The organism is Murinocardiopsis flavida, assembly GCF_003014485.1.
Lineage (GTDB): Bacteria > Actinomycetota > Actinomycetes > Streptosporangiales > Streptosporangiaceae > Murinocardiopsis > Murinocardiopsis flavida.
The window spans coordinates 161,577-188,537 of sequence record NZ_PYGA01000011.1 but is presented as its reverse complement, the minus strand read 5'-3'; the positions used below and the strand labels follow the sequence as shown (position 1 = coordinate 188,537).

Here is a 26,961-nt window from a genome sequence, read left to right as displayed (position 1 = left end):
CCGGTCCCTGGGACGGGGGTCGGCCGCACCCGCCCCGCGGGGCTCCGCCGTCACGCGAGGTAGGCGGCGGCGAACGCCTCGGACGGCTCGATCGGCGTGATGACGTCGATGAGGACGCCGTTGGGGTCGGCGACGATGAAGTGCCGCTGCCCGAAGTCCTCGCTTCGCAGGGGGAGTACCGCCGGGAGCCCCGCCTCGTGGACGAGCCTGCGGTACTCGGCGTCGGCGTCGGCCACCTCGAAGTTGAGCAGCAGGCCCTGCGCGGTCGCGGTGTGCCCGGCGGGGAGGGTGGGGTGGCCGGCCTGGAGGATCGCCAGTTCGGCGGGCGGCCCCTCGGGGCGGTGCAGGCTGACGTACCAGTCGGTCTCGAACGTCGGAGCGAATCCGAACAGCCCGGTGTAGAAGTCGCGGGTCGCCGCGACGCGGTCGGTGCAGATCACGGTGTAGAAACCGGTGAGTGTCATGGGTGGTGGCCTCGAATCACTTTTCACGTACCGTCGGTATGTATCGCTACCATAGATACGTACCATCGGTACGTCAATGTGTGCGGGGACACCGAGGAGGACACCGTGCCGCGGACAAAGGCCCAGCAGCGCGAAGCGACCATGCGCGCCCTCGTCGACGAGGGCACCCGGCTCTTCGCCGAACGGGGCTATGCCGCGGTCGGCCTCGCCGAGATCGTCCGCTCGGCGGGCGTCACGAAGGGCGCCCTCTACCACCACTTCGGCAGCAAAGAGGAGCTGTTCCGCGCGGTGCTGCGCAGGGTGCAGTCCGACGTCGCCGACCAGGTCGCCGCGGCGGCCGACGCCGAACCCGACACCTGGACCCAGCTCACCGCCGGATGCCGCGCGTTCCTCACGGCCAGTTCCGGCCGCTCCGCCCGGCGCATCATGCTCATCGACGCCCCCGCCGTCCTCGGCTGGAACGAATGGCGCGCGATGGACGAGGCGGCGTCGGCCCGCCACCTCGAAGAGGCCCTCGCGGCGCTGGTCGAGGACGGCTCGATCCCCGACCAGCCGGTCGCGCCGCTGGTCCGCCTGCTGTCCGGCGCGATGAACGAGGCCGCACTGTGGATCGCCCAGTCCGACGACCCCGGCGCCCTCGACGCCACCGACCGGGCGCTCACCCGGCTGCTGCACGCCCTCCGCGCCGACTGACGGCGCACGCCCCCGCTGCGGCGGGGGTGCGCGACCGCACTGCGGCCGGGCGCGGATGGGACGAATGGGGCACGGCACCCTAACCTGGGTACGTGTCTCGAACCCTGCCGGCCGGTGCCGCACGCACCCCGGTCTTCTCCCCTGGCCGGATCGTCGGTGTCGACGTCGCCCGGATGCTCGCCGTCGCCGGGATGTTCGCCGCGCACCTCGGGGCGGGAACCATCGGCCTCCTCGACGGCGACGCCGCCGAACTCGCCTACGAACTCGCCAGCGGCCGCTCCTCAGCCCTGTTCGCCCTCCTCGCAGGCGTGTCCCTGGCACTGATCTCCGGCGGCGCGACACCGTTGCGCGGAACCCCCCTGCGGCACGTCGCCGTCCGGGTCCTGGTGCGCGCGGTGGTCCTCGCCCTGCTCGGGTTCCTGCTCGACCTGATGGGCACGCCGGTCGCCGTCATCCTGAGCTACTACGGCGGCTACTTCGTGCTCGCCCTGCCGCTGCTGCTCCTGCGCGCACCGGCGCTCACCGCCGTCGCCGCGGCGATCGCCCTGGTCGGACCGCAGGTGTCGTTCGTGCTCCGCTCGCTCATGGGCGACCCCGGCCTGCCCGAGGGCTCGATCGGCGGCCTCGGCGACTTCTTCCTCACCGGCTATTACCCGGCGGCGACCTTCATGGCGTTCGTCGCCGCCGGCATGGCAGTGGGCCGCCTCGACCTGCGCGCCGTCCGGGTGCGGCTCGGCCTCGCCGGAACCGGCGCCGCACTGGCCCTCCTGGGCTACGGCGGGTCCCGGCTGGTCATGGACGGCTTCGACGGAATGGGCCGCCTCGGGCTGGCCGCCTGGCCCGAGGCGCCCGCCATGGACTACGCCCGGACCCCGCCGGAGGTGCGCGGGGTCTACCGCGACGCCGTCGCCGAATGGGCGGGCGACCTGCACGGGACCGTCCCCGTCGACTCCGTGTGGTGGCTGCTCGTCGCCACGCCGCACAGCGGGACGACGCTGGAGATCCTCGGCGCCACCGGCACGGGGCTCCTTACCCTCGCGTGCTGCCTCGCGCTCGCCGACCGGTTGCGGGTCGCCCTGTACCCGCTGGCGGCGGCGGGCTCCATGGCCCTCACGGTCTACGCCGGGCACATCGTCGTGCTCGCGCTCCTCGGCACCCAGCCCGACGACGTCGCGCCCTACCGCCTGGAGTTGTTCATCCTGGGGGCGCTGGTGTTCGCCTCGTGCTGGCGCCCGCTGCTCGGTACCGGGCCGCTGGAACGCGGGCTGTCCTCGCTGTCCGCCGCCCTCGCCGACCGAGTGGCCCCCCGGACCCCCGGCCCGATCCCACCCTGAACCCCGCCCGCCCCGGGCGGCAGCCGGACCGCGCATTTCCCGCATGCGGGCGACCACGCGGGGCACGAACGGCGTGTGAGAGGTGGGTGCGTTCGGTGGGCGTGGGCGGCAGCGGGGGGTGGCTGCCGTCGCGGCTGCGAAGCACCCGGCGGCACGAAGCACCACGCTGAAGCTCTCCCGCCAGACCGGGGTACCGCGAGCGGCAGCCCGTGTCGGCCGTGTGCACTCCGGTGACACCACCATGGCTTCCGGTTTGCCTTGGGAAGCCGGGGGCAACCGACGGTCATGAACGCGCGCAAGAGCAGATCGTGGAAAGGACTCACACCCCGCGCCAAGGCGAGCAACGCCGGACACGACGCCGCGGGAAGCACCTGGCTGGTCACCGCCGCACGGGCCGGGCTCGCGGCAAAGGGCCTCTTCTTCCTGCTGATCGGATTCATCGCCCTCCAAGTGGCCTACGGGGACAGCGGCGGCCGCAACGCCGACAATGCCGGAGCGCTGCAAATGGTCGCGCAGAACCCGATGGGCACGGCGGTCCTCGCCGCCTGCGCCGTGGGGCTGGCCGGACTCGCGCTCTGGCAGGCGCTCATAGCCGTCCTCGGCCGCCGCGCCAACGCCCGCACGGCGGCCGAGCGGCTGGGCTGCGCCGGCCGCGCCGTCGTCTACGCGGCCCTGTGCACCACGATCGCCACGTTCCTGCTGGGCGGCGGCACGACCTCCCAGGACCAGCAGTCCGCGTCCCTGACGGCCCAGGCCATGAAGCTCCCCGCGGGCCAACTGCTCGTCGGCGCCGTCGCCCTCGGCTTCATCGGTGCGGGCGGCTACTTCTGCTACAAGGGCGCCAGCAAGCAGTTCCTCAAGGAGATCGCGCTGGGCGGCACCTCCCGGGGCGTCCGCACGGCCGTCACCCGCCTCGGCCAGGTCGGCCACGTGACCAAGGGCGTCGTCGTGATGGTGGCGGGCGGCCTCATCGGCTACGCCGCCGTCACCTTCGACCCCGAGAAGGCCCAGGGCCTCGACGGCACCCTGCGCGCCGTCGCCGACGCGCCCTACGGCCCGTGGCTGCTGACCTTCGTCGCGGCCGGTGTCGCGGTGTACGGCGTGTACTGCTTCTGCGAGGCCCGCTGGCCGCGCGTGTGACGCCCGGCGCATGACCGCCGCCGTTCGGGTTAGTGGACACCGGTACGGGAGGTGCGGGCGTCGGGCGGAGAGGTGAATGGGGCGGAACACGGCGGAACGGGGGGCGGACCGCTCCGCCCCCGCTGACACCGGATGGTGGGCGCGCGTCGGGCAGTGGCTGGTGCGGGCGCGCGGCTCCGACGGGCACGAGCGCCACACGCTGCTGCTCGTCCTCAAGAGCGCCGTGGCCGCGACCATCGCGTGGTTCGTGGCCGACACCCTGATCCAGGCGCAGTCGCCGGCGTTCGCGCCGTTCTCCGCGGTGCTCATGGTGCAGGTGACCGTCTACCAGTCGGTCGTGCAGTCGCTGCGCTACGTCCTCGCCGTCGCCGTCGGGGTGGGACTCCAGGCCGTCCTCGGCTTCATGGCAGGACCGGACCTGCTGACCTTCGCCATGGTCGCCCTGGCCGCGCTGACGCTCGCGCGGTGGCGGCGGCTGGGCGCGCAGGGCTCGCAGGTCGCCACCGCGGCGTTCTTCGCCTTCTCCACGTTCATCACCACCACGACAACGGTCGACCGGCTCGCGGCGCTGGGCCAGATCGTCGTCCTCGTCCTGGTGGGCTGCGCGATCGGCGTCCTGGTGAACCTGCTGCTCTTCCCGCCCATGCGGTACCGCAGCGCGGAGTACGGGGTGCGGTCGCTGGCGCACTCGCTGTGCGACCTCCTCGGCGACATGGCAGGCGCGCTCCGCGGCAGCGAACTGGAGGAGGAGCGCACGGACCAGTGGCACTACCGGGCGACCCGCATGGGTCCACTGGTGGCGCGGGCGCGCAGCTCCGTCGAGACCGCGTCGGAGAGCGTCTACTACAACCCGCGCCAGCTGCTGAGCCGCGGCCGGACCCGCCCGACGTTCAGCGGGTACGAGGCCGTGGTCGACGCGCTGGCGCGGATGTCGGCCCAGCTCGAATCCGTCACGCGCACACTGGCCCAGCAGCGGGCGGAGTTCGCCGAGCGGGCCGGGTCCGGTGACGGCGGCTTCCTCCGCCGCTACGGCGACCTGCTCGCCGCCATCGGCGACACCGTGCGGCTGCTGAGCGCGATCGACGCCGACCGGCTCGGCGAGCAGACCGCGGAACTCGACGATCGGGTCCGGGAGGCGGGCTCCTCCCTGGACCGGCTGACCGAGGACGGGTCCGTGCCCGGCGGCGATGGCCACACGCGCACCTACGGGGTCCTCATCGTCGACGCGACCCGGCTCATGGACGAGACCCGCTACACCTGCGAGGTGCTGCGGGAGAGCGTCGAGGGGTCTGGCGGACGGGCGGGGGACGGCGGGAACGGATCCGGGAGGCCCGCCGAGCGTGATGGTGGACAGTGGGACGCGGGCTCCGGGCGTGGCAACGGGCACGGGAGGTCCGCCGCCGGGCGTGACGGCGGGCACAGGGGTGCCGCCGGCGGCGAAAACGACTAGCGGCCGCGCGGAGCGGGCTGGAAGAATCGCCCGGTGCAGCACAAACCATTCATGACGGCGGCGCCGTTGCGCCGGGGCGGTCGTGCCATGGTCCGGTGAGGGCGGGCCCGAGCGCGTCGAAGTGACGCTCGATGGTGCGTACGGCCCCGTGAACGCCGTCCGTGCCGCAGTTCATCCAGTAGCAGACCGCCGCGTGCATCGTTGCGCCGAACGCCGCCGCGACCAGGCGCGGCCGCAGGTCGGTGACCGGGTCGATGCCGGTGCGGCTGGTGATGACCGCCACGATACGGCTCTCGTACTGGGCGCCGTTGCGGAGGCGGCAGGCGAGGAGCTGCGGGGTGCTGTCGTACAGCTTCGACAGCAGGACCTGGGAGCGGAGTGCCCGTTCGTCGAGTGACTGCCATGTCTCCACGGCGGCGGCGCGCAGCGCCTCCAGCGGGTGGATCGCGGGGTCCTTGGCGAGGAAGCGGGCGAAGAAGTCGTCGTCCACGGCATTGTGGGCGGCGCTGACGACCTCTTCCTTGGTCGCGAAGTAGCGGAAGAAGGTCCGCTGCGAGACCCCGACGGACGCGGCGATCTGCTCCGTGGTGGTGGCGGCGAACCCGTGCTGGTCGAACAGCCGGAGCGCGCTGTCGATGAGCGCCTCGCGGGTCATGGCCTTCTTGCGCTCGCGCAGGCCGCCCTGAGGCTCGGCAACTGCCGGTCGGGTCATGGCGCCATCGACCTCCTTCGTTCGCGGGCATCCTACCGCCGCCGCCACAAAAAGTCAGCGATTGCCATTTGTCAGTCGCTGCCATAACATTCTCGCGGTCCCGCCGCGCCCGCAGCGGCCGCACCACAACGACGAACATCCGACCCGCACCTGCGGGTCACGGGGGACAAGGGGAGCCCATGACCGCGACCGATACGGCCGCACCGCCCGAGAAGAGACCCGCGCGCCAGGGCGGCGGACCGTGGGGCACCCTGGTCGCCATCGCCTTCGGCGTCATGATGGTGGCGCTCGACGGCACCATCGTCGCGGTCGCCAACCCCGCCATCGGGGCCGACCTGAACGCCACCCTCGCGGAACTCCAATGGGTCACCCACGGCTACCTGCTCGGCCTCGCCGTGTTCCTGATCACGGCGGGCAAGCTCGGCGACCGCTACGGCCACCGCAAGATGTACATGATCGGCGTGGTCGGCTTCGTGGCCGCCTCCGTCGCCATCGCGCTGTCCTCCGGCATCGTCTTCCTGGTCGCGTTCCGCATCCTCCAGGGCCTCTCCGGCGCCGTCATCACCCCCGCGGCCATGGGGCTCCTCCGGGCGAGCTTCCCCGCGCACAAGCTCGGCCGGGCGTTCGGCGTGTTCGGCAGCCTCATCGGCGGCGCGACCGCCGCCGGCCCCATCGCGGGCGGCATCCTGGTCAGCACGTTCGGCTGGCAGTCGGTGTTCTACATCAACGTCCCGGTGGGACTGGCCGCGATCGTCCTCGGCCTGTGGCTGCTGGCACCCAACCGCGCGACGGACGCGGCGTCGCGCTTCGACCTGCCCGGCGTCATCCTCCTCAGCGTCGCGATGTTCGCCCTGGTGTGGGCGCTCGTCGAGGCACCGGTCGTCGGCTGGACGCACCCCGAGACCCTGGTGGTCCTCGCGGTCGCCGCCGTCTTCGGCGTCGCGTTCCTGCTGGTGGAGCAGCGCGTCGCGGACCCGCTGCTGCCGCTGGGGATCTTCCGCTCCATGTCGGTGTCCATCGGCACCGTGCTGATGATCCTCATGGCGCTCGGCCTCATGGGCTCGCTGTTCTTCGTGACCTTCTACCTCCAGGGCGTCCACGGACTGAGCCCGTTGCAGACCGGCCTGCAACTCCTGCCCCTCACCGCGACGATGGCGGTGTGCTCCACCCTCGCCGGGCGGCTCATGGACGCCGTCGGCACCCGCATCCCCACCGCGGTGGGCCTGGTCAGCGCCGCCGCGGGGCTCCTGCTGCTCTCCCAGCTCAGCCCCGACACCGGAACGGTCTTCATCTCGGCCGGGTTCGTGCTGCTCGGCGCGGGCCTGAGCGTCGTGATGACCGGGGCGACGGCGGCCATCATCGGCAACGCGCCGGTCGCCTACGTCGGCGTCGCCGCGGGCGTGCAGCAGGCGGCGATGCAACTCGGCGGGTCCCTGGGCACGGCGGTGCTCGGCGCGATGATGTCGGTCACCATCGCCACGACGCTGCCCGGCCACTACACCGACGCCGGGCTGCGGGCGCCAAGCGGTGAAGAGCTGACCGCGATGCAGAGCATCGTCACCCAGGGCGGCGCGCTTATCCCCGACGGCGCCTCGGCCGCGGTGGCGGCGGCCACCACCCGGGCCAGCAACCTGGCGTTCATGGACGGCATGCACCTGGCGTTCCTGACCGCCGCGGCGGTCATGGCGCTCGCGGCAGGGCTATCGCTGCTGATGAAGCCCGCGCCGCGCACCGAAGAGCCCGTGATGCACATCTGAGCCGAGGGGCCCGGGAGCGGTGCCGTCCCCGGGAGCGGCGGTGCCGTCCCCGCAGAGCGGTGCTGCCTTCGCGCGGCGGTGCCGCCACCGCACGGCGGTGCTGCCCTCGCGCGGCAGTGGTGCTCCCGTACGGTTACGGCACCGCTGCCGCCCCGGCCCGCAGCAGCGGGCCGGGGCGGCGGGCGGGGTTCAGGCCGGGTTCAGGCCGCGTCGGCCTCATAGTCGGTGATGAGGGCGTGGACCTCGGCGGGGTCGGCGGCGTCGGTCAGCGCCGCCAGCCGGGCGGGGTCGGCGAGCATGCGGGCCAGTCGCGCCAGCGCGCTGCGGTGGCCGTCCTGGTCGACGGCCGCCAGGCCGACGACGAGCCGCACTGGGTCGTTCTGCGGATGCCCGAACTCCACCGGCTTCGCGAGCGACGCCCACGACATCGCAGTGCGCAGCACGGCAGGCGACGGGCGCGCGTGCGCCAGCGCCAGACCGGGCGCGATGACGATGTAGGGGCCGTGGGTGTCGACGGTCGCCAGCATCTCATCGGTGTACTCAGCGGTCGTCGCGCCCGCCCCGACCAGCAGGGCGCCCGCGGCGCGGACGGCGCCGCGCCAGTCGTCGGCCGTGGTCCCGGTCGCAATGGAGTCGGTGGGCAGCAGTTCCGCCAAGGTCGGCTCCGGCATCGGGCTCCTGTTCCCGCCGCGTCGGCGCGGCGCTTGTGCGGACATCTGGACCTGTCACCGGCCACTTTATGCGCCGCCTACGCCCTCCCACGTGCGGGGCCACACCGAGACCGCGCCGGGCGCCCCGTACCCCCGGATCCGGGACCCGGCGAACCACGGACTCGGGCCCCGGCGAACCGGCGGACCCGAGGCTCTGGGAATCACGGACCCGGGGGCGGCGCCGGGCCCGCGGCGGTGGCACGATTGCGGCCGAGCGGACCGAGCGGACCGAGCGGGGCCGGACACAGAGCCGGAAGGGGATGGCATGGCGGCGCACAACCTGATCTTCGACGCGGACGACACGCTGTGGGAGAACAACGTCCTGTTCGAGCGCGCCATCGACGCGTTCATCGCGCACGTCGACCACCCCACCCTCCCGCCGGAGGAGGTCCGCGCGGTCCTCAACGACATCGAGCGCGCCAACTCCGTGGCCTACGGCTACGGCGCCGCCGTGTTCGAGCGCAGCCTCACCGACTGCCTCGCCCGGCTGCGCGGCACCCCTCTGGACGACGCGGACCGCTCCGCGGTCCGGGCGGTCAGCGCGCCGGTCCGCGAGCACGCCATCGAACTGATCGACGGCGTCGCCGAGACCCTGGCCGCGCTCGCGCCGCGGCACCGCCTGTTCCTGCTCACCAAGGGGCCGCGGGCGGCTCAGCAGGCCAAGGTCGACGCGTCCGGGCTGGCGGGGCTGTTCCAGGGCGTGGAGATCGTGCCGGAGAAGGACGCCTCGGTCTACCGGGCGTTCACCGCCGAACGCGGCCTGGACCCCGCCGGCACCTGGATGATCGGCAACTCGCCGCGCTCCGACGTGCTGCCCGCGCTGGAGGCGGGATTGGGCGCCGTGTTCGTCCCCCACCCCATGACATGGAGCCTGGAGCACGCCGACGTTCCGGCGGCCCACGACCGCTTCCACGAGGTCGCCGCGATCAGCGCCCTCGTGGCGCTCTTCGAGTAGTCCTCCGGCAGAGGGGCGCCGGGTGGATTCCGGCAGGTGAGCCGGGCGAACTCCGGCAGGTGGGCCTGGCGGACATCGCCGCCGGGCGGCACACCGTCGTCCTGGTGGCAAGGTCGGCAAGGTCGGCAAGGACGGCACTGACGGCGGCGGGTGGGCCCGGTGGGCGGTCGTGTTCGGGCTTCCTGAACGGCGGTCGTGGTGCCGGTCCGGTTTTCGGCCGAGAGGATGTGTGTCGGCGGTCGCTGCTGCGCAGCCGCCTCGCAGCCTTGCCCTGTCCCCATGGGGCCAAGGTGGTCTGGCCCCGCACCCTCGCAGCACTCCCCGCCGGGCCGCTGGCCCGCAATCCCGCCGCGAGCACGCCTCACCCAGCGCTTCCCGCTCCGCCGGGCCGCTGGCCCGCAATCCTGCCGCGAGCACGCCTCACCCCAGCACTCCCCGCCGCGAGTCCATCGTCGCGACGGGAGGCGGGCGGGGCGGGTCTGCGGTCGGATGAAGCGGGTCCGCGGTCAGGCGGGGCGGGTGGTCGCCGTGAGGGGCCGGGTGGCCGCATTGGGGGGTGGGTCCAGGGCGCCATCGGCCACTGGGGGCGATGGTCGGGCTGCGAGGCGGCTGCGCAGCAGCGACCGCCGACACACATCCCGGTCGGGACCAGCCAGGCAGGCACCCCGACAGCCTCCGAGGGACGCCCGCACACGACCGCGCGCCCCCGCGCAGCGAAAAGCACGGCTACGTGCGCAGAGCTCCACCCGGGGAGGGGGATTGGCGGCCTATGTCCGTTATGGTGGCGTGTTTCGCGGCGGAGGGGTGCTGATTCGGGTCCCGCGCCAAGATCATGTCCATCATGCGGACGAGCAATCGGGCGAGACCGCATGCACGTGCCTGGATTGCGGCGTGGTGTCCGGTTTTCGCGGGGGGTGCGGGCCTGCGGGGTGGCGGGGTGACCACCCCGACGTCATTCGGGTGCTGTCTGGGTTGTCCCTCCCATCGCGTTCTCACCATGTGAGACGCCTGGGGTGGTGGAGCGCCACGTCCGAGTCGCTGACCTGCCCTTTTGTGCGGGTTTCCGCACCGCGGCGGCCCAACCCCCGAGCCCGTACGCAGCGGTGGCCTATTGCGCGCACCCCGGCCCACCACCGACCGTCGCTGCCGCCGCCCACCCCGGCCCCCGCGCACCCGATCCGATCCGACCGAGCCCGACCCCTCGCCGCCGTTGGCGCTGCTTCTGACCACAGATCACCCGCAGGAGGCCCGGCGGGAAGGCCGCCCAGCGGACGGGCCGACCCCAGAATCCGGTTCGATACCGCCGAAGCCCCGGCCCCTCGCCGCTGTTGGCGCTGCTTGTGACCACAGATCACCTGTACGCCGCTCGGCGACAAGGCCGCCCAGCAGGCGTCCGGCCCAAGAAGCCGAAAGTCCAGCCACGGGTGAAGGAACCGTCTCCTCAGGATCAGCGAAGGAGGGGACGCGCTGCGGCGAGGCTGCCCGGACCAGCCGTTGGTTCAGCTGCCCGGACCAACTGTTGGTCCAGCTGCCCGGACCAGCCGTTGGTTCAGCTGCCGGTCAAACAGTCGGTTCAGGTGTCGGTGCGGTGGATGTGGGCGGCTGTGCGGTCGCGGTGAGCCAGGGTGTCGCTGGTGGTGCGGCTCTGCGCGCGCATCAGCCGGCGGGCGTCGTCGGCGGCGGCGCGCGCGGCCTCGGGCCGTGCCGCCTGCCCGCGCCGCTCGGGGGCGTCGGTCGGTTGCCCGATGTTCTCGGGCAGCCCGGCGCGGCCCACGATGCGCAGTTGCGCGCTCTCCTGCGCCGACGACGGGCGGATGTCGCCGTTGGGGGTCTTCCAGCAGTCGAGGCGGTGCCGCAGGCCCATCGTGCCCTGGTACTCGGGATCGCGCGGCCAGGCGATGCCGTCGGGCCGGTGGCCGAGCGCGTGCAGGAGGTCGGCGGAGGACCACCCGGCGGCGAAGAATCGGGCGGCTTCGTCGCGCAGCACCGCGAAGTCGACCCCGCGCAGCGACGGGTCGCGCTGCCGCAGCACCTCGCACGCCCGGTGAACGTCGCTCTTGGTGTGCACGGGCAGGTTCATCGGGTCGGGCTCGGGCCGCCGCAGCAGCGCGTCGTCGATGGTGACCAACACGCTGCCGTCGCGGTTGTCCCAGATGCGGACCTGGTCGCGCGGCCAGCCCTGTGACTCCACCAGTCCGGCGGCGAGCCGCCGCAGGTCCATGTCGTCGTCGGAGGAGATCCGGAACTCCGCCATCGCCGCCTCCCAGCGTCCGGAACGGTCGAACGCCCAGCTTAGGCACGAACCGCGCCGCGCCGCACGGTTCGCGCCCCGATGCCGGACGCGGGCCGGTCGGCCCTATGACCGCCCGGCGCCCATGGTCACCCTTCGTGCGCGGTCGCGGCCGGGTCCCGGTGTCCGCCGCGGCCGCGCGGCGCCGCCTCCGGGTGGTGCGGATCACGCCGGAAGCCGTGCCCCGCAGTGCAATCCGTTCCGATCGGCACGCGGTGGAAGCGCAACAACGCAGGTCACGATCATGATCAAAAAATTCTGCTCATAAGAGCAAATAGACCAACATGTGTTGCCACGTGAGCTGGGGCACGTTTAGCGTTCCGTCCAGGTTCACATCTGGAGGCCCCAATGCGTACAGAGCGCATCATCGGTATCTCGCTCGCGGCAGCCGCCGCGCTGGCCCTCACCGGCTGCTCGCTGTCGACCTCGCCCGGCGGCGCCGGGGCGAAGGGCGGCGACTCGGACGGCAAGATCTCCATCGGGTTCAGCCAGGCGACCCAGCAGTCCCCGTTCTACGTCCAGCTCAGCGAGGGCGCGGAGAAGGCGGCGAAGGACGCCGGTGCCGAACTGCACGCCGCCGACGCTTCGGGCGACGTCACCAAGCAGAACGACGACATCCAGGACCTCATCACCAAGCAGGTCGACGTGCTGCTCGTCAACCCCGTCGACCCCAAGGGCGTCAAGGCCGGGATCACCGCGGCGGAGTCCGCCGGGATCCCCGTCGTCACCGTCGACCGGCCCGTCCCCGACGGCGCGGCCGCCCACGTCGGCCGCGACAACAAGTCCATGGGCGCCCTGGTGGGCGAGCGCCTCGCCCAGGAACTGGGCGACAAGGGCGGCAAGGTCATCGAGATCCAGGGCGACGCGGGCGGCGCCGTCGCGCGCGACCGCAGCGCCGGCTTCCACGAGGCCGTCGAGGGCAACGACAAGATCAAGATCGTCGAAGGCCCCTACTGCGACTACATCCGCTCCAAGTCGGTCACCGCCATGCAGGACCTCATCCAGACCAACCCCGACGTCAAGGCCGTGTACGCGCACAACGACGACATGGCGCTGGGCGCGCTCCAGGTGCTCGCCGAGAACGACAGGGACGACGTCCTCGTCGCCGGTGTCGACGGGCTCATGGAGGCCGTCGAGGAGATCAACACGGACGGCGGGAACTACATCGCGACCGCCCTGAACGACCCCATCTCCCTCGGCGACACCGCCATCGACACCGCCATGAAGGTCCAGAAGGGCGGCGACGTCGAGAAGAACGTCGACGCGGGCACCGGCCTGGTCGACACCGGCAACGCCGCCGACTACGCCGGCGACGGCACCTTCGCCCCCGGCAAGCCCCAGTAGGACGCGCCCCAGTCGGACCCGCGCGGGCCCACCCCGGCCCGCCACCCGGGCCCGCCACCGTGGAAGGAAACACGAGGACACCATGCCGGAAACCCAGCCGGAGACCACGCGTCCGGAGACCGCTCTCCCGGAGACCGCTCTCCCGGAGCCTGCTCTGCCGGAAAGCGCTCTCCCCGAGACCGCTCTCCCGGAGACCGCCGTGCCGGACACGATGCGCGCGGCCCTGCTGCACGGACCGGGCGACATCCGGGTCGAGCAGGTGCCCGTCCCCGAACCCGGACCCGACGAGGCGCTCGTCCGCGTCGCGGCCTGCGGGGTGTGCGGCTCGGACATCCCCAGGATGCTGCGCCCCGGCGGCGCCTACCACCTGCCGCTGATCTGCGGCCACGAATTCTCCGGACACGTCGTGGGCGTCGGCGCGGACGCGGCGGGGGCCGTGCGCGAAGGCGACCTCGTGACGGTCCCCCCGCTAATCCCGTGCCGCCGCTGCGCGCCCTGCACCCAGGGCCACTACAGCCTCTGCGAGGACTACGACTACTTCGGCAGCCGCCGCCCCGGCGCCTACGCCCAGTACGTCACCGTCCCCGCCGGGAACCTCATGGTGCTGCCCGCCGGCCTCGACCCGCGCGCCGCCGCGATGCTCGACCCCGCGGCGATCGCGCTGCACGCCATCTGGCGCACCAAGCTGCGCACCGGACACCGGGTCGCCGTCATGGGCGCGGGCCCCATCGGCCTGTTCGCCGTCCAGTGGGCGCGCGCAGCAGGGGCGTCCGAGGTGCTGTCCATCGACGTCAGCGCCGAAAAGGCGGAGATGGCGGCCGAGGCCGGCGCCACCAGCACCGCCACGACCCCCGAGGAGGCAGCGGCGGCCGCCGGCAGCGGCTACGACATCGTCATCGAATCCGCGGGCGCGCCCGCGGCCATCGACCAGGCCGTGTCCCTGACCGCCCGGCACGGCCACGCCGCCTTCATCGGCATCCCGCACGACCCCGTCGTCCTGCCCAAGGCCACGTTCAGCGGGTTCCTGCGCCGCGAGGTCACCCTGCACGGGGCGTGGAACTCCTTCTCCGCGCCGTTCCCCGGCGACGAATGGCGCACCGCCGCGCAGGCCATGGCATCGGGCGACCTCGCCTGGAAATTCATGATCACCCACGAGCTGGGCCTCGACGCCCTCCCCGCGACGATGCGGCAACTGGGCGAGCGCTCGGTCTTCAGCTCCAAAGTGCTCTTCATGCCCAACGGGGAGTGACCGTGACCGCACTGCTCGCCATCGACCTGGGCACCGAGAGCGCCCGCGTCGCCGTCTACGCCCGCGACGGCGCGCTGCTCGGCGAGGGCGACGACGGCTACCCCACCAAATTCCCCCGCCCGGGCTGGGCCGAACAGGACCCGCGGGACTGGTGGCGCGCCGTCGTCACCGCCACCCGCGCCGCCATGTCCGCCGCGGGCGAGCCCGAGATCGCCGGGGTCGGCGTCGCCACCACCGCGTCCACCGTCTCCGTCGTCGACGCCGAAGGCCGCCCGCTGCGCCCGGCGCTGCTGTGGATGGACGGCCGCGCCGGCGCCGAATCGGACCGCACCGCGGCGACCCGGCACCCCGTCCTGAAGTACGCGGGCGGGTCCGACGCCGTCGAATGGCTCGTGCCGAAGGCCATGTGGCTGGCCCGCAACGAGCCCGCCACCTACCATGCCGCCGCGCGCATCACCGAGGCGGTCGACCACCTGGTGTGGCGGCTCACCGGCGAATGGGCCGGGTCGCTGATGAACGCGGTCTGCAAGTGGAACTACGACCCGCGCGGCGCCGGGTTCCCCGACGACCTCTACGCCGAACTCGGAGTGCCCGACCTGCGGGACAAGCTGCCCGACCGGGTCGTCCCCGTCGGCGACCCCATCGGGGCCCTCACCGCGCACGCCCGCAGCGAGCTGGGGGTGCGCGGCCCCGCCGTCGTCGCCTCCGGCGGCATCGACGCCCACCTGTCCCTCCTCGCCGTCGGCGGGCCCGAACCGGGCCGGGTGTCCGCCGTGTCCGGCACCTCCACCGCGTTCGTCACCGAGGTCGCCGACCCCGTGTTCCCCCCGACCATCTGGGGGCCCTACCCCGACGCGCTCACCCCCGGCTCCTGGCTCATCGAAGGCGGCCAGGTCAGCTCCGGGTCGGTCCTCACCTGGGCCGGCGAGCAGCTCCTCGGCCGGGCCCGCGCCGACCTGCCCGAACTCATCGCGGCCGCGGCCGCCCAACCGCCCGCGGCGCACGGCCTGCTCGTCCTCGACTACTTCATGGGCAACCGCACCCCGCTGCGCGACCCGCGGCTGCGCGGCGCCGTCCTCGGCCTCACCCTCGGCACCACACCCGAGCAGGTGTACCGGGCCGCCGTCGAAGGCGTCGCCTACGGCACCCGGCAGGTCCTGGAATCCTTCGTCGACGGCGGCGTCCCCGTCGAGGAGGTGTTCGTCTCCGGCGGCATCCGGCACAACCCGCTGTGGTTGCAGACGACCGCCGACGCGCTGGGACGCCCGCTGCGCCTGGTCCACGGCGACAACCTCACCCTGCGCGCCTGCTCCGTCGCCGCGGCCACCGCCGCGGGCCAGGTCACCGGCCTCGCCGAGGCCGCCGCCGCGTTCGCACCCCAAGTGCGCACCATCGAACCCGACCCCGCGGGCGCCGCGGCCCTCGACCGCGGCTACGCCGACTACCGCCAGGCCACCGCCGAGACCCGCGGCATCGCCCACCGGCTCAGCGACCCGGAACGGAGCGCGCCGTGACCGACACCGACTACGAGAACCTGCTCTACCAGGTCGCGTCCCTCTACTACGAGCACGACCGCACCCAGGAGCAGATCGGCGCCCAACTCCACTACACGCGCTGGAAGGTCGGCCGCATGCTGGTCGAGGCGCGCGAAGCCGGGATCGTCACCATCGAGGTGCACCACCCGCAGGCGCGGGTGCGCACACTCGAACGGCGGCTCCGCGAGGAACTGGGCCTGCGCGACGCCGTCGTCGTCGCCGCGCGCCGCCCCGACGACGAAGAGGACCTCCGCGACCAGGTCGCCGGCGCCGCAGCCGACTACCTGGCCCGGCTCAGCCCCGCCCCCCGGCTCCTCGGCGTGTCCTGGGGCCGCACCCTCGACCTCGTCGCCGGGCACCTCGCCCACGGGTGGGCCGACGGCGTCAACGTCGTCCAGATCAACGGCGGACTGAGCAGGTCGCGGCGCCCCACCTCCGCGCAGGACATGGCCAGCCGCATCGCCCACCACGGCAACGGCACCGTCACCCTGCTCCCCGTCCCCGCGATCGTCGGCAAGGAGAGCACCCGCGCCGCGCTGGAGGGCGACGACGCCGTGTCCGACATCCTCCGCATGGCGGCGGGCTCCGACGTGCTGCTGTTCAGCCCCGGCGGGATCAGCACCGAGTCGGTCCTGGTCGGCTCCGGGCACATCGACGCGGCCGACATCACCCGCCTCGCCGAGTCGGGCGCTGTGGGCGACGTCCTCGGCCGCTTCGTCGGCGCCGACGGCGCCGTGGTCGACCCCGTCCTGGACGCCCGCACCCTCGGGCTGCCGCCCGCGGCGCTGCGCGCGGCCGACGTCTCGATCGCCGTCGTCTCCGGCCCCGCCAAGCACGCCGTGTGCGCGGCCGTCGTCACCAGCGGCATGTGCAGCACCCTCATCACCGACGACCGCACCGCCGCCACCCTGCTCCGCGCCGAAGGAGACGACGGAGCCGATGGAGCCGATGGAGCCGAAGGAGGCGAGGGACGATGAGCGGCGACCCGGCGCAGCCGCGCCTGCACATGTCCGGCATCGTCAAGCGGTTCCCCGGGACCCTGGCGTGCGACGCCACCGAACTGTCGGTGCGGCCCGGCGAGGTGCACTGCCTCCTCGGCGAGAACGGCGCCGGCAAGAGCACCCTGATGAAGATCCTCGCGGGCTCCTACCAGCCCGACGGCGGCGAGATCCGACTCGACGGGCAGCCCGTCACCCTCACCAGCCCGCAGGCCGGGATCGCGGCCGGGATCGCGGTCATCTACCAGGAACTCGACCTCATCCCCGACCTGACGGTGGCGCAGAACCTGCTGCTCGGCCACGCCCCCGCGACGGGCCCGTTCGTGCGCAAACGCCGCCGCCTGGAACTGGCGCGCGCCGCCGTCGACCGCGTCGGCGGCGAATTCCCGCTGACAGCGGCGGTACGCGACCTGCCGATCGCCGACCAGCAACTGACCGCCATCGCCAAGGCGCTCACGGGCGACGCCCGCATCATCGTCATGGACGAACCCTCGGCGACACTCGGCGAGAACGACCTGGCCAAGGTCTTCGAGGTCATCCGCTCCCTCGCCGCCGAAGGGCGCTCCATCGTCTACATCTCGCACCGCATGGACGAGGTGATGGAGATCGGCGACCGCGCCACCGTCCTGCGCGACGGCGGCACGGTCGGCGTGTACGACATCGCCGAGACGGGCCCCGAACGGCTCGTCGCCGCCATGATCGGCGAGTCCCGCGAACTCGTCCGCCCCGTCGAAGGCGCACCCCCCGAAGGGGAGCCACTGCTGGAGATCGACAGCGTCCGCGTCCCCGGCCTCATCGACATCGCGGGCATCGAGGTGCGCCCCGGCGAGATCGTCGGCCTCGCCGGGCTCGGCGGCGCCGGCCGCACCACCCTGCTGAAGACCCTGTTCGGGGTGTCCGGCGGCGCCGTGTCGGCGCGGCTCGGCGGCACGCCGCTGCGCGTGCGCACCCCCGCCGCCGCGGTGAAGGCCGGGCTCGCCCTGGTCCCCGAGAGCCGCAAAGAGCAGGGCCTCATGCTGGGCCTGTCCGTCGGCCGCAACACCGCCGTCACCGCGCTCGGCCGCCCGCCGTGGCTCGCGCCCCGCCGCCTCGGGCGGCGCCTCGGCGCCCCCGTGCTCGCCGACCTGGGCGTCAAGTGCGCCACACCGGACCAGCCCGTGGGGGAGCTGTCGGGCGGCAACCAGCAGAAGGTCGTCCTCGCGAAATGGGTGACCCGGGGCGGCGTCCGCGTCCTGCTCCTCGACGAACCCACCCGCGGGCTCGACGTCGGCGCGAAAGCCGACCTGTACCGCCAGGTCCGCCGCCTCGCCGACGACGGCGTCGCGGTGCTCCTCGCGAGCAGCGAACTCACCGAGCTCACCGCCAACGCCGACCGGATCTGGGTCCTGCACGAAGGGCGCAACGTCGCCTGCTTCGACCCCCGGACGGCAGCAGAGAACACCATCGCGCACACCGTCATCACAGGAGTGACGCCATGACGGCATCCACCAGTCCCGCCGCAACGGCGCCCGCGACAGGGCCGGCCGGAGGGCCGGGCCGTCCGCGCGGCCGATTCGGTGCGGACCTCATCGTCCGGTTCAACCTGCTCATCGTCTTCCTGGCGCTGTGCGTGGTCGCGACACTGCTCGCGCCGGAGTTCCTCACCACGCAGAACATGGCCAACCTGCTCCAGCAGTCGGCCCTCACCGGCATCGTCGCCATCGGCATGACCCTCGTCATCCTCACCGCGGGCATCGACCTGTCCGTGGGGAGCACCGCCGCGTTCGGCGGCATGACCGTCGCCCTGCTCATCGACAAGGACATGAACTTCGTCCTGGCGATCCTCGTCAGCCTCGCGGCGGGCGCGGCGTTCGGCGCGGTCATGGGCGGCCTGTCCGCGTACCTGTCGCTGCCCGCGTTCATGACCACCCTCGCCGGGCTCACCGCCATCCGCGGCCTCACCTACCTCCTCACCGACGGCAAACCCGCCGGAGGGGAGATCCCCACCGCGTTCCAGCTCCTCGGCGGCGGCTTCCTCGGCTACGTCCCCGTCGTCGGCATCGTCTTCGTCGTGATCACCGTCATCGCCGCACTCGTCCTGCGCGGCACCACCTTCGGCGAGTACGTGTACGCGGTCGGCAGCAACCGGGAGGCCGCACGGCTGTCCGGGCTGCCCGTACGCGGCGTCATCACCGCCGTCTTCGCCATCTCCGGGATGCTGTCCGCGCTGGCCGGGGTGCTGCTCACCTCGCGGCTGACCATCGGCCAACCCACGGCGTTCAACGGCATGGAACTCGACGCGATCGCAGCGGTCGTCCTGGGCGGCACCAACCTGTTCGGCGGGCGCGGCGGCGTGTTCGGGACCTTCGTCGCGGTGCTGCTGCTGTCGGTCCTGCGCAACCTGTGTAACCTGCTCGGGCTCGGCTCCTACTTCCAAATGGTCGTCACCGGACTGATCCTGGTGGTCGCACTTATCCTGAACATGGTCATAGAGAAGCGAGGCGCTCGTGCCTGACACGGCATACGCGTCCGATACGGCGGCGTCGAACACGTCGCTGCGGGCGTACCTGTACGGACTTCCCGGTGTCGACGAAGTCGGCGCGCAGGCGCGCGCGGCCGACCTCTCGACCCGGTCGATCAAGACCACCGCCAAACGCGCCGCCATCGACCTCGCCATCAGCATGGTCGACCTCACCACCCTCGAAGGCGCCGACACCCGCGGCAAGGTCCGCGCCATGTCGGCGAAGGCCGCGCACCCCGACCCCGCCGACCCCTCGGTCCCGCGCGTCGCGGCCGTGTGCGTCTACCCCGACATGGTCGAGACCGCCGTCGCGGCGCTGCGCGGCACCGGCGTGGGGGTGGCGTCGGTCGCCACCGCGTTCCCGTCCGGTCGCGCGCCCCTGGAGGCGAAGCTCGCCGACACCCGGGCGGCCGTCGCGGCGGGCGCCACCGAGATCGACATGGTCATCGACCGCGGCGCGTTCCTCTCCGGCGACCTCCGCAAGGTCCACGACGAGATCATCGCGGTCAAGGAGGCGTGCGGCACCGCGCACCTCAAGGTCATCCTGGAGACCGGCGAACTCGCCACCCTCGACAACGTGCGCCGCGCCTCCTACCTCGCGATGCTCGCGGGCGCCGACTTCATCAAGACCTCCACCGGCAAGGTCGCGCCCGCCGCCACCCTGCCGGTGACCCTGGTGATGCTGGAGGCCGTGCGCGACCACCACGCAGCCACCGGCCGCCGCATCGGCGTCAAGCCTGCCGGTGGCATCCGCACCACCAAGGACGCCATCAAGAACCTGGTGCTGGTGAACGAGGTCGCCGGGGCCGCGTGGCTCGACCCCGCCCTGTTCCGCCTGGGGGCCTCCAGCGTCCTCAACGACCTGCTGATGCAGCGCACCCGGCTGACCACCGGCACCTACCCGGGTCCCGACTACTACACGCTCGACTGACAGGGCCCGGCCGGCAGGGGTCGGTCACCAGAGTCCGACCAGCACGGCTCGGGCACCAGGGCTCGACCACCCCGGGCCCGGTCACCAGAAGCTCGATTACGGGAGCCCGGCTACCAGGGCTCGACTACCAGAGAGGGCGGAACCGTGGCAGACGACGACGCCACCACGGCCGGGAACCGGCCCGCGCTCGGCACCGCGCTGGAATACGCGCCCGCGCCCGAGTCGCGCTCGGTGGTCGCCATCCGCGACAGCTACGACCTGTTCATCGACGGCGTGTTCACCCCGGCGAAGAGCGGCGAGCGCATCACCACCGTCAACCCCGCCGACGAGCAGCCGCTCGCCGAGGTCGCCGCGGCCGGAGAGGAGGACGTCGACCTCGCGGTCGTCGCGGCCCGCCGCGCCTTCGACGAGGTGTGGGGGCCGATGCCCGGCGCCGAACGCGGCAAGTACCTGTTCCGCATCAGCCGCATCCTCGCCGAGCGCGCCCGCGAGTTCGCCGTCCTGGAGTCGCTCGACAACGGCAAACCCATCAAGGAGACCCGCGACGTCGACATCCCGCTAGTCGCCGCGCACTTCTTCTACTACGCCGGGTGGGCCGACAAGCTCGCCCACGCCGGGTACGGCCCCGACCCCCGCCCGCTGGGCGTCGCCGCGCAGGTCATCCCGTGGAACTTCCCGCTGCTCATGCTCGCGTGGAAGATCGCCCCCGCGCTGGCGACCGGCAACACCGTCGTCCTCAAACCGGCCGAGACCACGCCGCTCACCGCGCTGCTGTTCGCCGAGGTCTGCCAGGAGGCCGACCTCCCCGCCGGTGTCGTGAACATCCTCACCGGGGCCGGTGCCACCGGCCGCACCCTGGTCGCCCACCCCGGCGCCGACAAGGTCGCGTTCACCGGCTCCACCGCCGTCGGACGCGAGATCGCGCGCGTCGCAGCGGGCACGGCCAAGCGCGTCACCCTCGAACTCGGCGGCAAGGGCGCCAACATCGTCTACGACGACGCGGCGCTCGACCAGGCCGTCGAGGGCATCGTCAGCGGCATCTTCTTCAACCAGGGCCACGTGTGCTGCGCGGGTTCGCGGCTGCTCGTGCAGGAGTCCGTCGCGGACGAGGTCCTGGAGCGGCTCAAGACCCGGGTGTCCCGGCTGCGGCTGGGAGACCCGCTCGACAAGAACACCGACATCGGCGCCATCAACTCCGCCGCGCAGCTCGACCGCATCCGCGACCTCGCGGGCACCGGCCAGGCCGAAGGCGCCGAAAGCTGGTCGCCAGCGTGCGACCTGCCCGAGCGCGGCTACTGGTTCCCGCCGACCGTGTTCACCGGCGTCAGCCAGTCGCACCGCATCGCCCGCGAGGAGATCTTCGGCCCCGTTCTGTCGGTGCTGACCTTCCGCACCCCTGAGGAAGCCGTCACCAAGGCCAACAACACGCCCTACGGGCTGTCCGCCGGGGTGTGGACCGAGAAGGGGTCGCGCATGCTGTGGACGGCCAACCGGCTGCGTGCCGGGATCGTCTGGTCCAACACGTTCAACAAGTTCGACCCCGCCAGCCCATTCGGGGGCTACAAGGAGTCCGGCTACGGCCGGGAGGGCGGACGCCACGGTCTGGAGGGCTACCTTGTCTGACGCCGCGAACGAGAAGGCGACCCCCGCCACCGGGCGCGCCCGCCTCAAACGCGACGCCGAAAAGGCCGCGGCGAAGGCGGCCGGCGACAGCGCCGCGGTGCCGCCCGGCCCCGACGGCGCGACGGCGAACGCGGGCGGCGACCGCGCCGCCGCAGACACCCGCACGGGCGGCGCAGCGGCGTGGTCCGACGCCGGTGGCACCGGCCCGGAGGCCCGCGCGGGCGGCGCCTCCGCGGCTCCCCGGCTGGCCGTCCGCAGGACCTACAAGCTCTACGTCAACGGCGCGTTCCCGCGTTCGGAATCGGGCAGGAGCTACCCCGTGACCTCTCCCGACGGCGACCACCTCGCCAACGCCTCGCTCGCCTCCCGCAAGGACGCCCGCGACGCCGTGACCGCGGCGCGCAAGGCGTTCTCCGGCTGGTCGGGGCGCACCGCCTACAACCGCGGCCAGATCCTGTACCGGGCGGCCGAGATGATGGAGGGCCGCCGGTCCCAGTTCGCCGACGAGGTCGCCGCGGCCGACGGTGTGCGCCGCACCCGAGCCGAGGCCCTCGTCTCGGCGGCGATCGACCGGTGGGTGTACTACGCGGGCTGGACCGACAAGATCGTGCAGGCGGTGGGCGGCGCGAACCCGGTGTCCGGGCCGTACTTCAACCTGTCCACGCCCGAACCCTCCGGCGTCGTCGCCGTCCTCGCCCCGCAGGACGCCCCACTGCTGGGGCTGGTGTCGGTGATCGCGCCGGTCATCGCGACCGGCAACACCGCCGTCGTGATCGCCAGTGAGCGCGCCCCGCTCCCCGCCATCACCCTCGGCGAAGTCCTCGCGACCTCCGACCTGCCGGGCGGCGTCGTGAACATCCTCACCGGGCGCACGGCCGAGATCAGCCCGCACCTGGCGGCACACGCCGACGTCGACGGCCTCGACCTCACCGGCGCGGGCGACCTCGCCACGGACCTGGAAAGCGCCGCGGCCCAGACCCTCACCCGGGTACGGCGACCCGCCCCCGGCGAGGACTGGACCGCCGACCCCGGCACCGGCCGCATGACCCCGTTCCTGGAGACCAAGACCGTCTGGCACACGATCGGCGTCTGACCGGCCACCCCCGTGAGGAGGAGCCGCGGCGGCGCAGGACCTTCCGGCCGAGCCCGGACCCCCTGCCCTCCGCGGCCAAAGACGGATCACCTGCCCGCAGCGGCCAAGGACGGCGTGTTCCACGCCCACCCTTCGGCCCTGCGACGCCCAAGGGCGGGACCGCAGCACCGCCGAGTCAAGGGCGCCACGTTCCATGCCCACCCTTCAGTCCTGCGATGTTGAAGGCTGCCGCTCCGCGCGAAGCGCGAGCGGCGCGCAATGCCGGTGACTCTGAGGGCGGGCTTCGGCCGTGGCCTGGCGCAGGGGGTGAGGGCCGAGAGCGCCCTTTCCCACAGGGGACCTGGGCAAGGCTGCCGGGGAGCCTGCGCAGCAGCGACGGCCGAAGCAGACCCCAGGGTTCGATGCCAGGCCCCGCCCAGGCTCTGATAACGCGGGCGGGGGTGCTGGGGTGTTGGCGCGCGCTGGGCGCCTGGGCGTGATTGCGGGGGATTCCGTGCGGCGCTGAGCCCGGCGGTCAAAGTGCGGGATGTGCATCGGCCGTCGCTGCTGCGCAGGCTTTCCGGCAGCCTGGCTCCTGTCCCCTGGGGTCGAGGACGCTCTCGCCCCGGACGGCCTCGTCTCCGGATTCCTGCGTCCGCTCCGCGCAGCGGCCACCCTCCGATCACCCAATCCACCAGAGGCGTGAAGGGCGTCCGCACGCCCTTCACGTCAACGGCTTTGGGGCGGGCGGCGGCCCTGTCAGGGCGCCGCCAGTTCATCGAGGGTGCGCAGCGCAATGCGGCCGGGCGACGCCGCGCCGGGGGCCGCGCCCGGGGCGAGGAGCACCGTGCACCCCGCCGCCTCCGCCGACGCGGCGCCACTGGGGGAGTCCTCGACGGCCCACGCGGCGCCCGGGTCCACGTCGAGCAGCTTCGCCGCCGTCAAGTACGGCTCCGGGTCGGGTTTGCGGCGCACCACATCAGCGGAGGTGACCACCGCCGCGAACCGGTCGCCGCCGATGTGCGGCAGCACCAGGTCGGTCACCTCCCGCGGCGAACTGGTCACCAGCGCCATGGGGACACCCTCCGCGTGCAGTGCGGCGAGTGCGCGCATCGCACCGGGCAGCGGCTCGACCCGGTCGCGCAGCAGACGCAGGACCCGGCCCACCACGTCGTCGTGCCACTCGTCGAGCACCGCGTCCGGCACCGGCCGCCCGAGGTGGTTGGCGATCACCCGCATGGTCGTGCGATCGTCCGTGCCCACCACCGCGAGGAGCACTTCGGGGGTGAGGGTCGCGCCGTGCTCCCGCACGAACTCCTCCAGCGCCTCGCCCCACAGGGGTTCGCTGTTGACCAGCGTGCCGTCCATGTCCCACAGGACAGCCTTCGGCGGTTCCGCCGATCGGGCATCCGCAGCAGTGCGCATCGGGTGCTCCCGTTCCCTTCGCTCGTGGTGGTCCGTTCCGCACGGGACGGCGCTCCGTACCGCGCGTCCCGAGCCCCGCAACCCGCACCCTCTACCGTCCCCGGCGCACCGTACTCGCGCCGGGAACGCTCCTGACCCGGTGCGCCGAGGGCGCGGGCACTGGGTGGGCGCCCGGCCGCGGCGCCCGGGATTACCCCGCTCCGGGGGACGCGGGCACCGGGTGGGCGCCCGGCCGCAGCGCCCGGAATTACCCCTCTCGCGGCCGCACCAGGGACTCGGCTGCCCCCGCGCCTACGCTGCGCCGTGCCGGGGATGTCCCCGCCACCGCCCAGTGCCAAGGGCGGCGGTGTCTGACGCCACTACGCTGCGCCAGAGGCGGCGGCGTCCCACGTCAGCCACCTGGCCGGGTTCGCGACCAGTGCCGCGGTCGCGACATCGGCGCCGACCTCGGCCGTCACCCGGGGCAGGAAGCGCAGCGGCAGGTAGTCCAGGCCGGGCAGCCCGCCGTAGGCGCGGTAGCGGCTGCGCCGGGCGACGTCACCACCGATCAGCACCTGGTCGGCCCCGGCGCGTTCGACCGTGCCGCGCAGGCAGTCCAGCAGTACCGAGTCGGGGTGGGTGCGGTGCCGCGCCATCCCGTCGTATCCGACGTAGGCGCCCCGGCCGCACACCTCGGCGTGCAGTCCGGGGTCGGGGTTGCGGTCGAGATGCGCCAGTGCCACGGCGGAGGCGGGTACCCCCTCGCCGCCCAGCACGTCGAGTACCTCCAGCGCGGCGCTGCCGTGTTCGAGGTGCACCATGACGGGCGCCCCCGTGGCGCGGTGGGCCGCCCCGACCCCCGCGAGGACGCGGCGCTCGAACGCGCTGATCGACCAGTAGCCGATCCCCGCCTTGAGCAGCCCGGCCCGCACCGGCGCCCCGTGAGGACCGGGAGGGGCCGGAACCGCGTCCGAGGGGTCGGCCGCGGCCGTGGTGAGGTCGCCGGTGAAGCGGCGGCCCAGCGTGTCGGCGGAGTCGTCGATGAGTGGGTCGCCCAGGAGGTAGTGCGCTTCGCGGTGCGCGCCCGTGGTCAGCACGATGTGCATCCCGGTCGCCGCGGCGACGCGCGCCACGCCGCCGGGGTCGCGGCCCAGACCGACGGGGGTGGCTTCCACCATCGCGTCGATGCCGGCGGCGTGCAGGGCGCGCGCCTCGGTGGTGCTCGCCGCCTCGTCGTCCAGTTCCTCGCCGGGCAGCAGCGGCGTCGACTGGAACAGGTGCTCGTGGTAGTCGGTGCGGCCGAGCCGCTCGGGTGGGATGTCGCCGAGAACGGTGCGGATGATGCCCGTCATCTCGACTCCTCTCTACAGGGCCGGCGCAGACCGCCGACCGGGTGGAGACCGGACCCGCGGGGTTCGTCGCGCCCCGCGTCGCCCATCCCACACCACACCCCCGCGCCGCGCGAACCCGGGGGCTGGCAGTGGCGGCCGTCCCGGCGGCCTCTCGTCGTCACCGGGTGTGGGTGTTGCGGGTCGCGCGCGGAGGTGTCCCGGCGGCCTCTCGTCGTCCCCGCGCAGTCGCCCGGGTCCTGAGCGCTCCGGGTCTTGTGTGCTCCGGGCCGCGCCGCGCGGCAGCGTGCCGGTCGGGCTCCCGTCGGCCTCCGTGTCGGTGCCCGGCGGGGCCGCGCCCGGACGGGAACCGGCAGGAAGGCATACTGGCCCTCGTGACCTGCCACCCCCTCCGGAGGCGGACACGATGCCGAACACGAGGACGGACATGAGCCAGAACGGAACCGCCCGCACAGCGCGCTGTGCCCCGGAACTCGTCCGGCTCGACACCGGCTCCGAACGCGCCGCCGGACTCCGTGCCGCAGTCGTCCGGCTCAGGCTCGGTCCCGGCCGACACTTCGCCGACCCGGCCCACGAGACCCTGCCCCGCGCCGACGCAGACCCGAACCGGGTCCCCTTCGCCGTGGTGAACGAAGGCGAGGCCGTCGGGTTCGGCATCCTCGACCGGCGGGGCAACCTCGCCGAACTCACCCCGCACCCCGAACGCGCGGTCCTCCTGCGCGCGTTCTACATCGATCCGGCGCGGCAGGGGCTGGGTCTGGGCCGCGCCGCCTGCAACGCACTCGACCCGATCGCCCGCGACGTCGCGCCCGACGCTGACACGGTGCTGCTCACCGTCAATGAGCGCAATCCCGCCGCCATCCGCGCCTACCTGGCAGGCGGCTTCGACTACACCGGCGACCGCTACCTCAACGGCGACATGGGACCCCAGTTCGTACTGCGCAGGCCCATAGCCCGCTGACCCTCGGCCATTTCCCGCAGCCTGCCCGCGGTGCACCCCACCGTCACCGGTACGGCGGCCCGGGTTGGGGCCCATGCGGGGGCCAGTGCGAAGGAGGCGCCTGCGGTGGGTACGGACCTGGAGGCGGTCCCTGGGGCGGGTGCGGACCCTGTGACGGGTGCGGGGCTCCCGGGCGCGGCGGAGCGGCGTTCGGGAGCCCCGCAGTACTGATGCTGCGCGGGTGCGGAGAAACGCCCGCCGGACCCCGGCCCCGGAGATCGGCGCCCGCGCTGTCGGTCGCGGAGCGCGGCTTGCTTGGCGGCGGTCTCACGCCGCATTCGCACCGCAAGCCGCACGTACAGCATCCCGACGCCCACCATGAGCGGTCCGACCACCCAGCCGAATGTGAGGCCGTCGATGATGGAGTACCAGAAGCAGACTGCGGCGATGCCGAAGAACATGACGGCACCGGTGACCCTGCCGAACGTGCTCGGAGGGTGCTGACTCCGGC

General features: G+C 73.2%; 22 protein-coding genes. 16 read left to right on the top strand and 6 right to left on the bottom strand.

The genetic code is table 11. From position 1 onward, the window contains the following. Positions 1-50: 50 nt before the first annotated feature. Complete coding sequence (locus tag CLV63_RS16675) at positions 51-464, bottom strand: VOC family protein (RefSeq protein ID WP_106583944.1); 414 nt, start codon at positions 462-464, stop codon at positions 51-53. Between the two features lie 141 nt (positions 465-605). On the opposite strand from CLV63_RS16675, the gene CLV63_RS16670 reads away from it, so the two are divergent. From CLV63_RS16670 to CLV63_RS16655, 4 genes are all read left to right on the top strand, one after another. Further along, the gene (locus CLV63_RS16670; protein WP_106584046.1) at positions 606-1,157 is read left to right on the top strand and encodes a TetR/AcrR family transcriptional regulator; all 552 of its coding nucleotides are present in this window, start codon (positions 606-608) and stop codon (positions 1,155-1,157) included. A 92-nt stretch (positions 1,158-1,249) separates the two neighbouring features. Further along, entirely contained in the window at positions 1,250-2,491 is a 1,242-nt protein-coding gene (locus CLV63_RS16665) for a heparan-alpha-glucosaminide N-acetyltransferase domain-containing protein (RefSeq protein WP_245928861.1), read from the top strand. A 285-nt stretch (positions 2,492-2,776) separates the two neighbouring features. Further along, on the top strand, positions 2,777-3,631 hold the full coding sequence (locus CLV63_RS16660; protein WP_106583943.1) for a DUF1206 domain-containing protein: 855 nt from the start codon (positions 2,777-2,779) through the stop codon (positions 3,629-3,631). Between the two features lie 76 nt (positions 3,632-3,707). Continuing rightward, positions 3,708-5,081, top strand: a complete 1,374-nt coding sequence (locus CLV63_RS16655) for an FUSC family protein (RefSeq protein ID WP_211301342.1) — start codon at positions 3,708-3,710, stop codon at positions 5,079-5,081. Between the two features lie 49 nt (positions 5,082-5,130). Here the strand turns inward: CLV63_RS16655 and CLV63_RS16650 are convergent, their stop codons facing one another. Further along, positions 5,131-5,793: a TetR/AcrR family transcriptional regulator gene (locus CLV63_RS16650; RefSeq protein WP_106583942.1), complete on the bottom strand. Its 663-nt coding sequence runs from the start codon at positions 5,791-5,793 to the stop codon at positions 5,131-5,133. A gap of 179 nt (positions 5,794-5,972) precedes the next feature. Between CLV63_RS16650 and CLV63_RS16645 the strand changes: the two genes are divergently transcribed. Continuing rightward, positions 5,973-7,550 carry an MFS transporter gene (locus CLV63_RS16645; protein ID WP_106583941.1) on the top strand — a complete coding sequence of 526 codons (1,578 nt, stop codon included), beginning with the start codon at positions 5,973-5,975 and terminating at the stop codon, positions 7,548-7,550. A gap of 200 nt (positions 7,551-7,750) precedes the next feature. On the opposite strand, the gene CLV63_RS16640 is transcribed toward CLV63_RS16645, so the two are convergent. Beyond that, positions 7,751-8,221 (bottom strand): PTS sugar transporter subunit IIA, encoded by a 471-nt coding sequence (locus tag CLV63_RS16640; RefSeq protein WP_106583940.1) that lies wholly within the window; start codon positions 8,219-8,221, stop codon positions 7,751-7,753. 304 nt (positions 8,222-8,525) lie between these two features. On the opposite strand from CLV63_RS16640, the gene CLV63_RS16635 reads away from it, so the two are divergent. Further along, on the top strand, positions 8,526-9,215 hold the full coding sequence (locus CLV63_RS16635) for an HAD family hydrolase (protein ID WP_106583939.1): 690 nt from the start codon (positions 8,526-8,528) through the stop codon (positions 9,213-9,215). A 1,573-nt stretch (positions 9,216-10,788) separates the two neighbouring features. Here the strand turns inward: CLV63_RS16635 and CLV63_RS16630 are convergent. Further along, positions 10,789-11,469: a hypothetical protein gene (locus CLV63_RS16630; protein WP_106583938.1), complete on the bottom strand. Its 681-nt coding sequence runs from the start codon at positions 11,467-11,469 to the stop codon at positions 10,789-10,791. A gap of 384 nt (positions 11,470-11,853) precedes the next feature. On the opposite strand from CLV63_RS16630, the gene CLV63_RS16625 reads away from it, so the two are divergent. From CLV63_RS16625 to CLV63_RS16585, 9 genes are all read left to right on the top strand, one after another. Next, on the top strand, positions 11,854-12,849 hold the full coding sequence (locus CLV63_RS16625) for a substrate-binding domain-containing protein (RefSeq protein WP_106583937.1): 996 nt from the start codon (positions 11,854-11,856) through the stop codon (positions 12,847-12,849). A gap of 82 nt (positions 12,850-12,931) precedes the next feature. Then, positions 12,932-14,098, top strand: a complete 1,167-nt coding sequence (locus CLV63_RS16620; RefSeq protein WP_211301341.1) for a galactitol-1-phosphate 5-dehydrogenase — start codon at positions 12,932-12,934, stop codon at positions 14,096-14,098. A gap of 2 nt (positions 14,099-14,100) precedes the next feature. Continuing rightward, positions 14,101-15,612 (top strand): FGGY-family carbohydrate kinase, encoded by a 1,512-nt coding sequence (locus tag CLV63_RS16615; RefSeq protein ID WP_106583936.1) that lies wholly within the window; start codon positions 14,101-14,103, stop codon positions 15,610-15,612. Then, positions 15,609-16,610 (top strand): sugar-binding transcriptional regulator, encoded by a 1,002-nt coding sequence (locus CLV63_RS16610; RefSeq protein ID WP_211301340.1) that lies wholly within the window; start codon positions 15,609-15,611, stop codon positions 16,608-16,610. The genes CLV63_RS16615 and CLV63_RS16610 overlap by 4 nt, the downstream gene beginning before the upstream one ends. After that, positions 16,607-18,109: a sugar ABC transporter ATP-binding protein gene (locus CLV63_RS16605; protein WP_106583935.1), complete on the top strand. Its 1,503-nt coding sequence runs from the start codon at positions 16,607-16,609 to the stop codon at positions 18,107-18,109. The genes CLV63_RS16610 and CLV63_RS16605 overlap by 4 nt, the downstream gene beginning before the upstream one ends. Next, on the top strand, positions 18,106-19,125 hold the full coding sequence (locus CLV63_RS16600) for an ABC transporter permease (protein WP_106583934.1): 1,020 nt from the start codon (positions 18,106-18,108) through the stop codon (positions 19,123-19,125). Before CLV63_RS16605 ends, CLV63_RS16600 begins: the two co-directional genes overlap by 4 nt. After that, positions 19,118-20,062, top strand: coding sequence for a deoxyribose-phosphate aldolase (gene deoC / locus CLV63_RS16595; protein ID WP_106583933.1), 945 nt, complete (start codon positions 19,118-19,120; stop codon positions 20,060-20,062). Before CLV63_RS16600 ends, deoC begins: the two co-directional genes overlap by 8 nt. Before the next feature lie 198 nt (positions 20,063-20,260). After that, entirely contained in the window at positions 20,261-21,685 is a 1,425-nt protein-coding gene (locus tag CLV63_RS16590; RefSeq protein WP_106584038.1) for an aldehyde dehydrogenase family protein, read from the top strand. A gap of 244 nt (positions 21,686-21,929) precedes the next feature. Beyond that, the gene (locus tag CLV63_RS16585) at positions 21,930-22,778 is read left to right on the top strand and encodes an aldehyde dehydrogenase family protein (protein ID WP_106584037.1); all 849 of its coding nucleotides are present in this window, start codon (positions 21,930-21,932) and stop codon (positions 22,776-22,778) included. 738 nt (positions 22,779-23,516) lie between these two features. Here the strand turns inward: CLV63_RS16585 and CLV63_RS16580 are convergent. Then, complete coding sequence (locus CLV63_RS16580) at positions 23,517-24,182, bottom strand: HAD family hydrolase (protein ID WP_106583932.1); 666 nt, start codon at positions 24,180-24,182, stop codon at positions 23,517-23,519. 359 nt (positions 24,183-24,541) lie between these two features. Continuing rightward, the gene (locus tag CLV63_RS16575) at positions 24,542-25,513 is read right to left on the bottom strand and encodes a phosphotriesterase family protein (RefSeq protein ID WP_106583931.1); all 972 of its coding nucleotides are present in this window, start codon (positions 25,511-25,513) and stop codon (positions 24,542-24,544) included. A gap of 424 nt (positions 25,514-25,937) precedes the next feature. Here CLV63_RS16575 and CLV63_RS16570 point away from each other — a divergent pair, with 424 nt between their 5' ends. Further along, positions 25,938-26,471 (top strand): GNAT family N-acetyltransferase, encoded by a 534-nt coding sequence (locus tag CLV63_RS16570; protein WP_106583930.1) that lies wholly within the window; start codon positions 25,938-25,940, stop codon positions 26,469-26,471. Positions 26,472-26,961 lie beyond the last annotated feature (490 nt).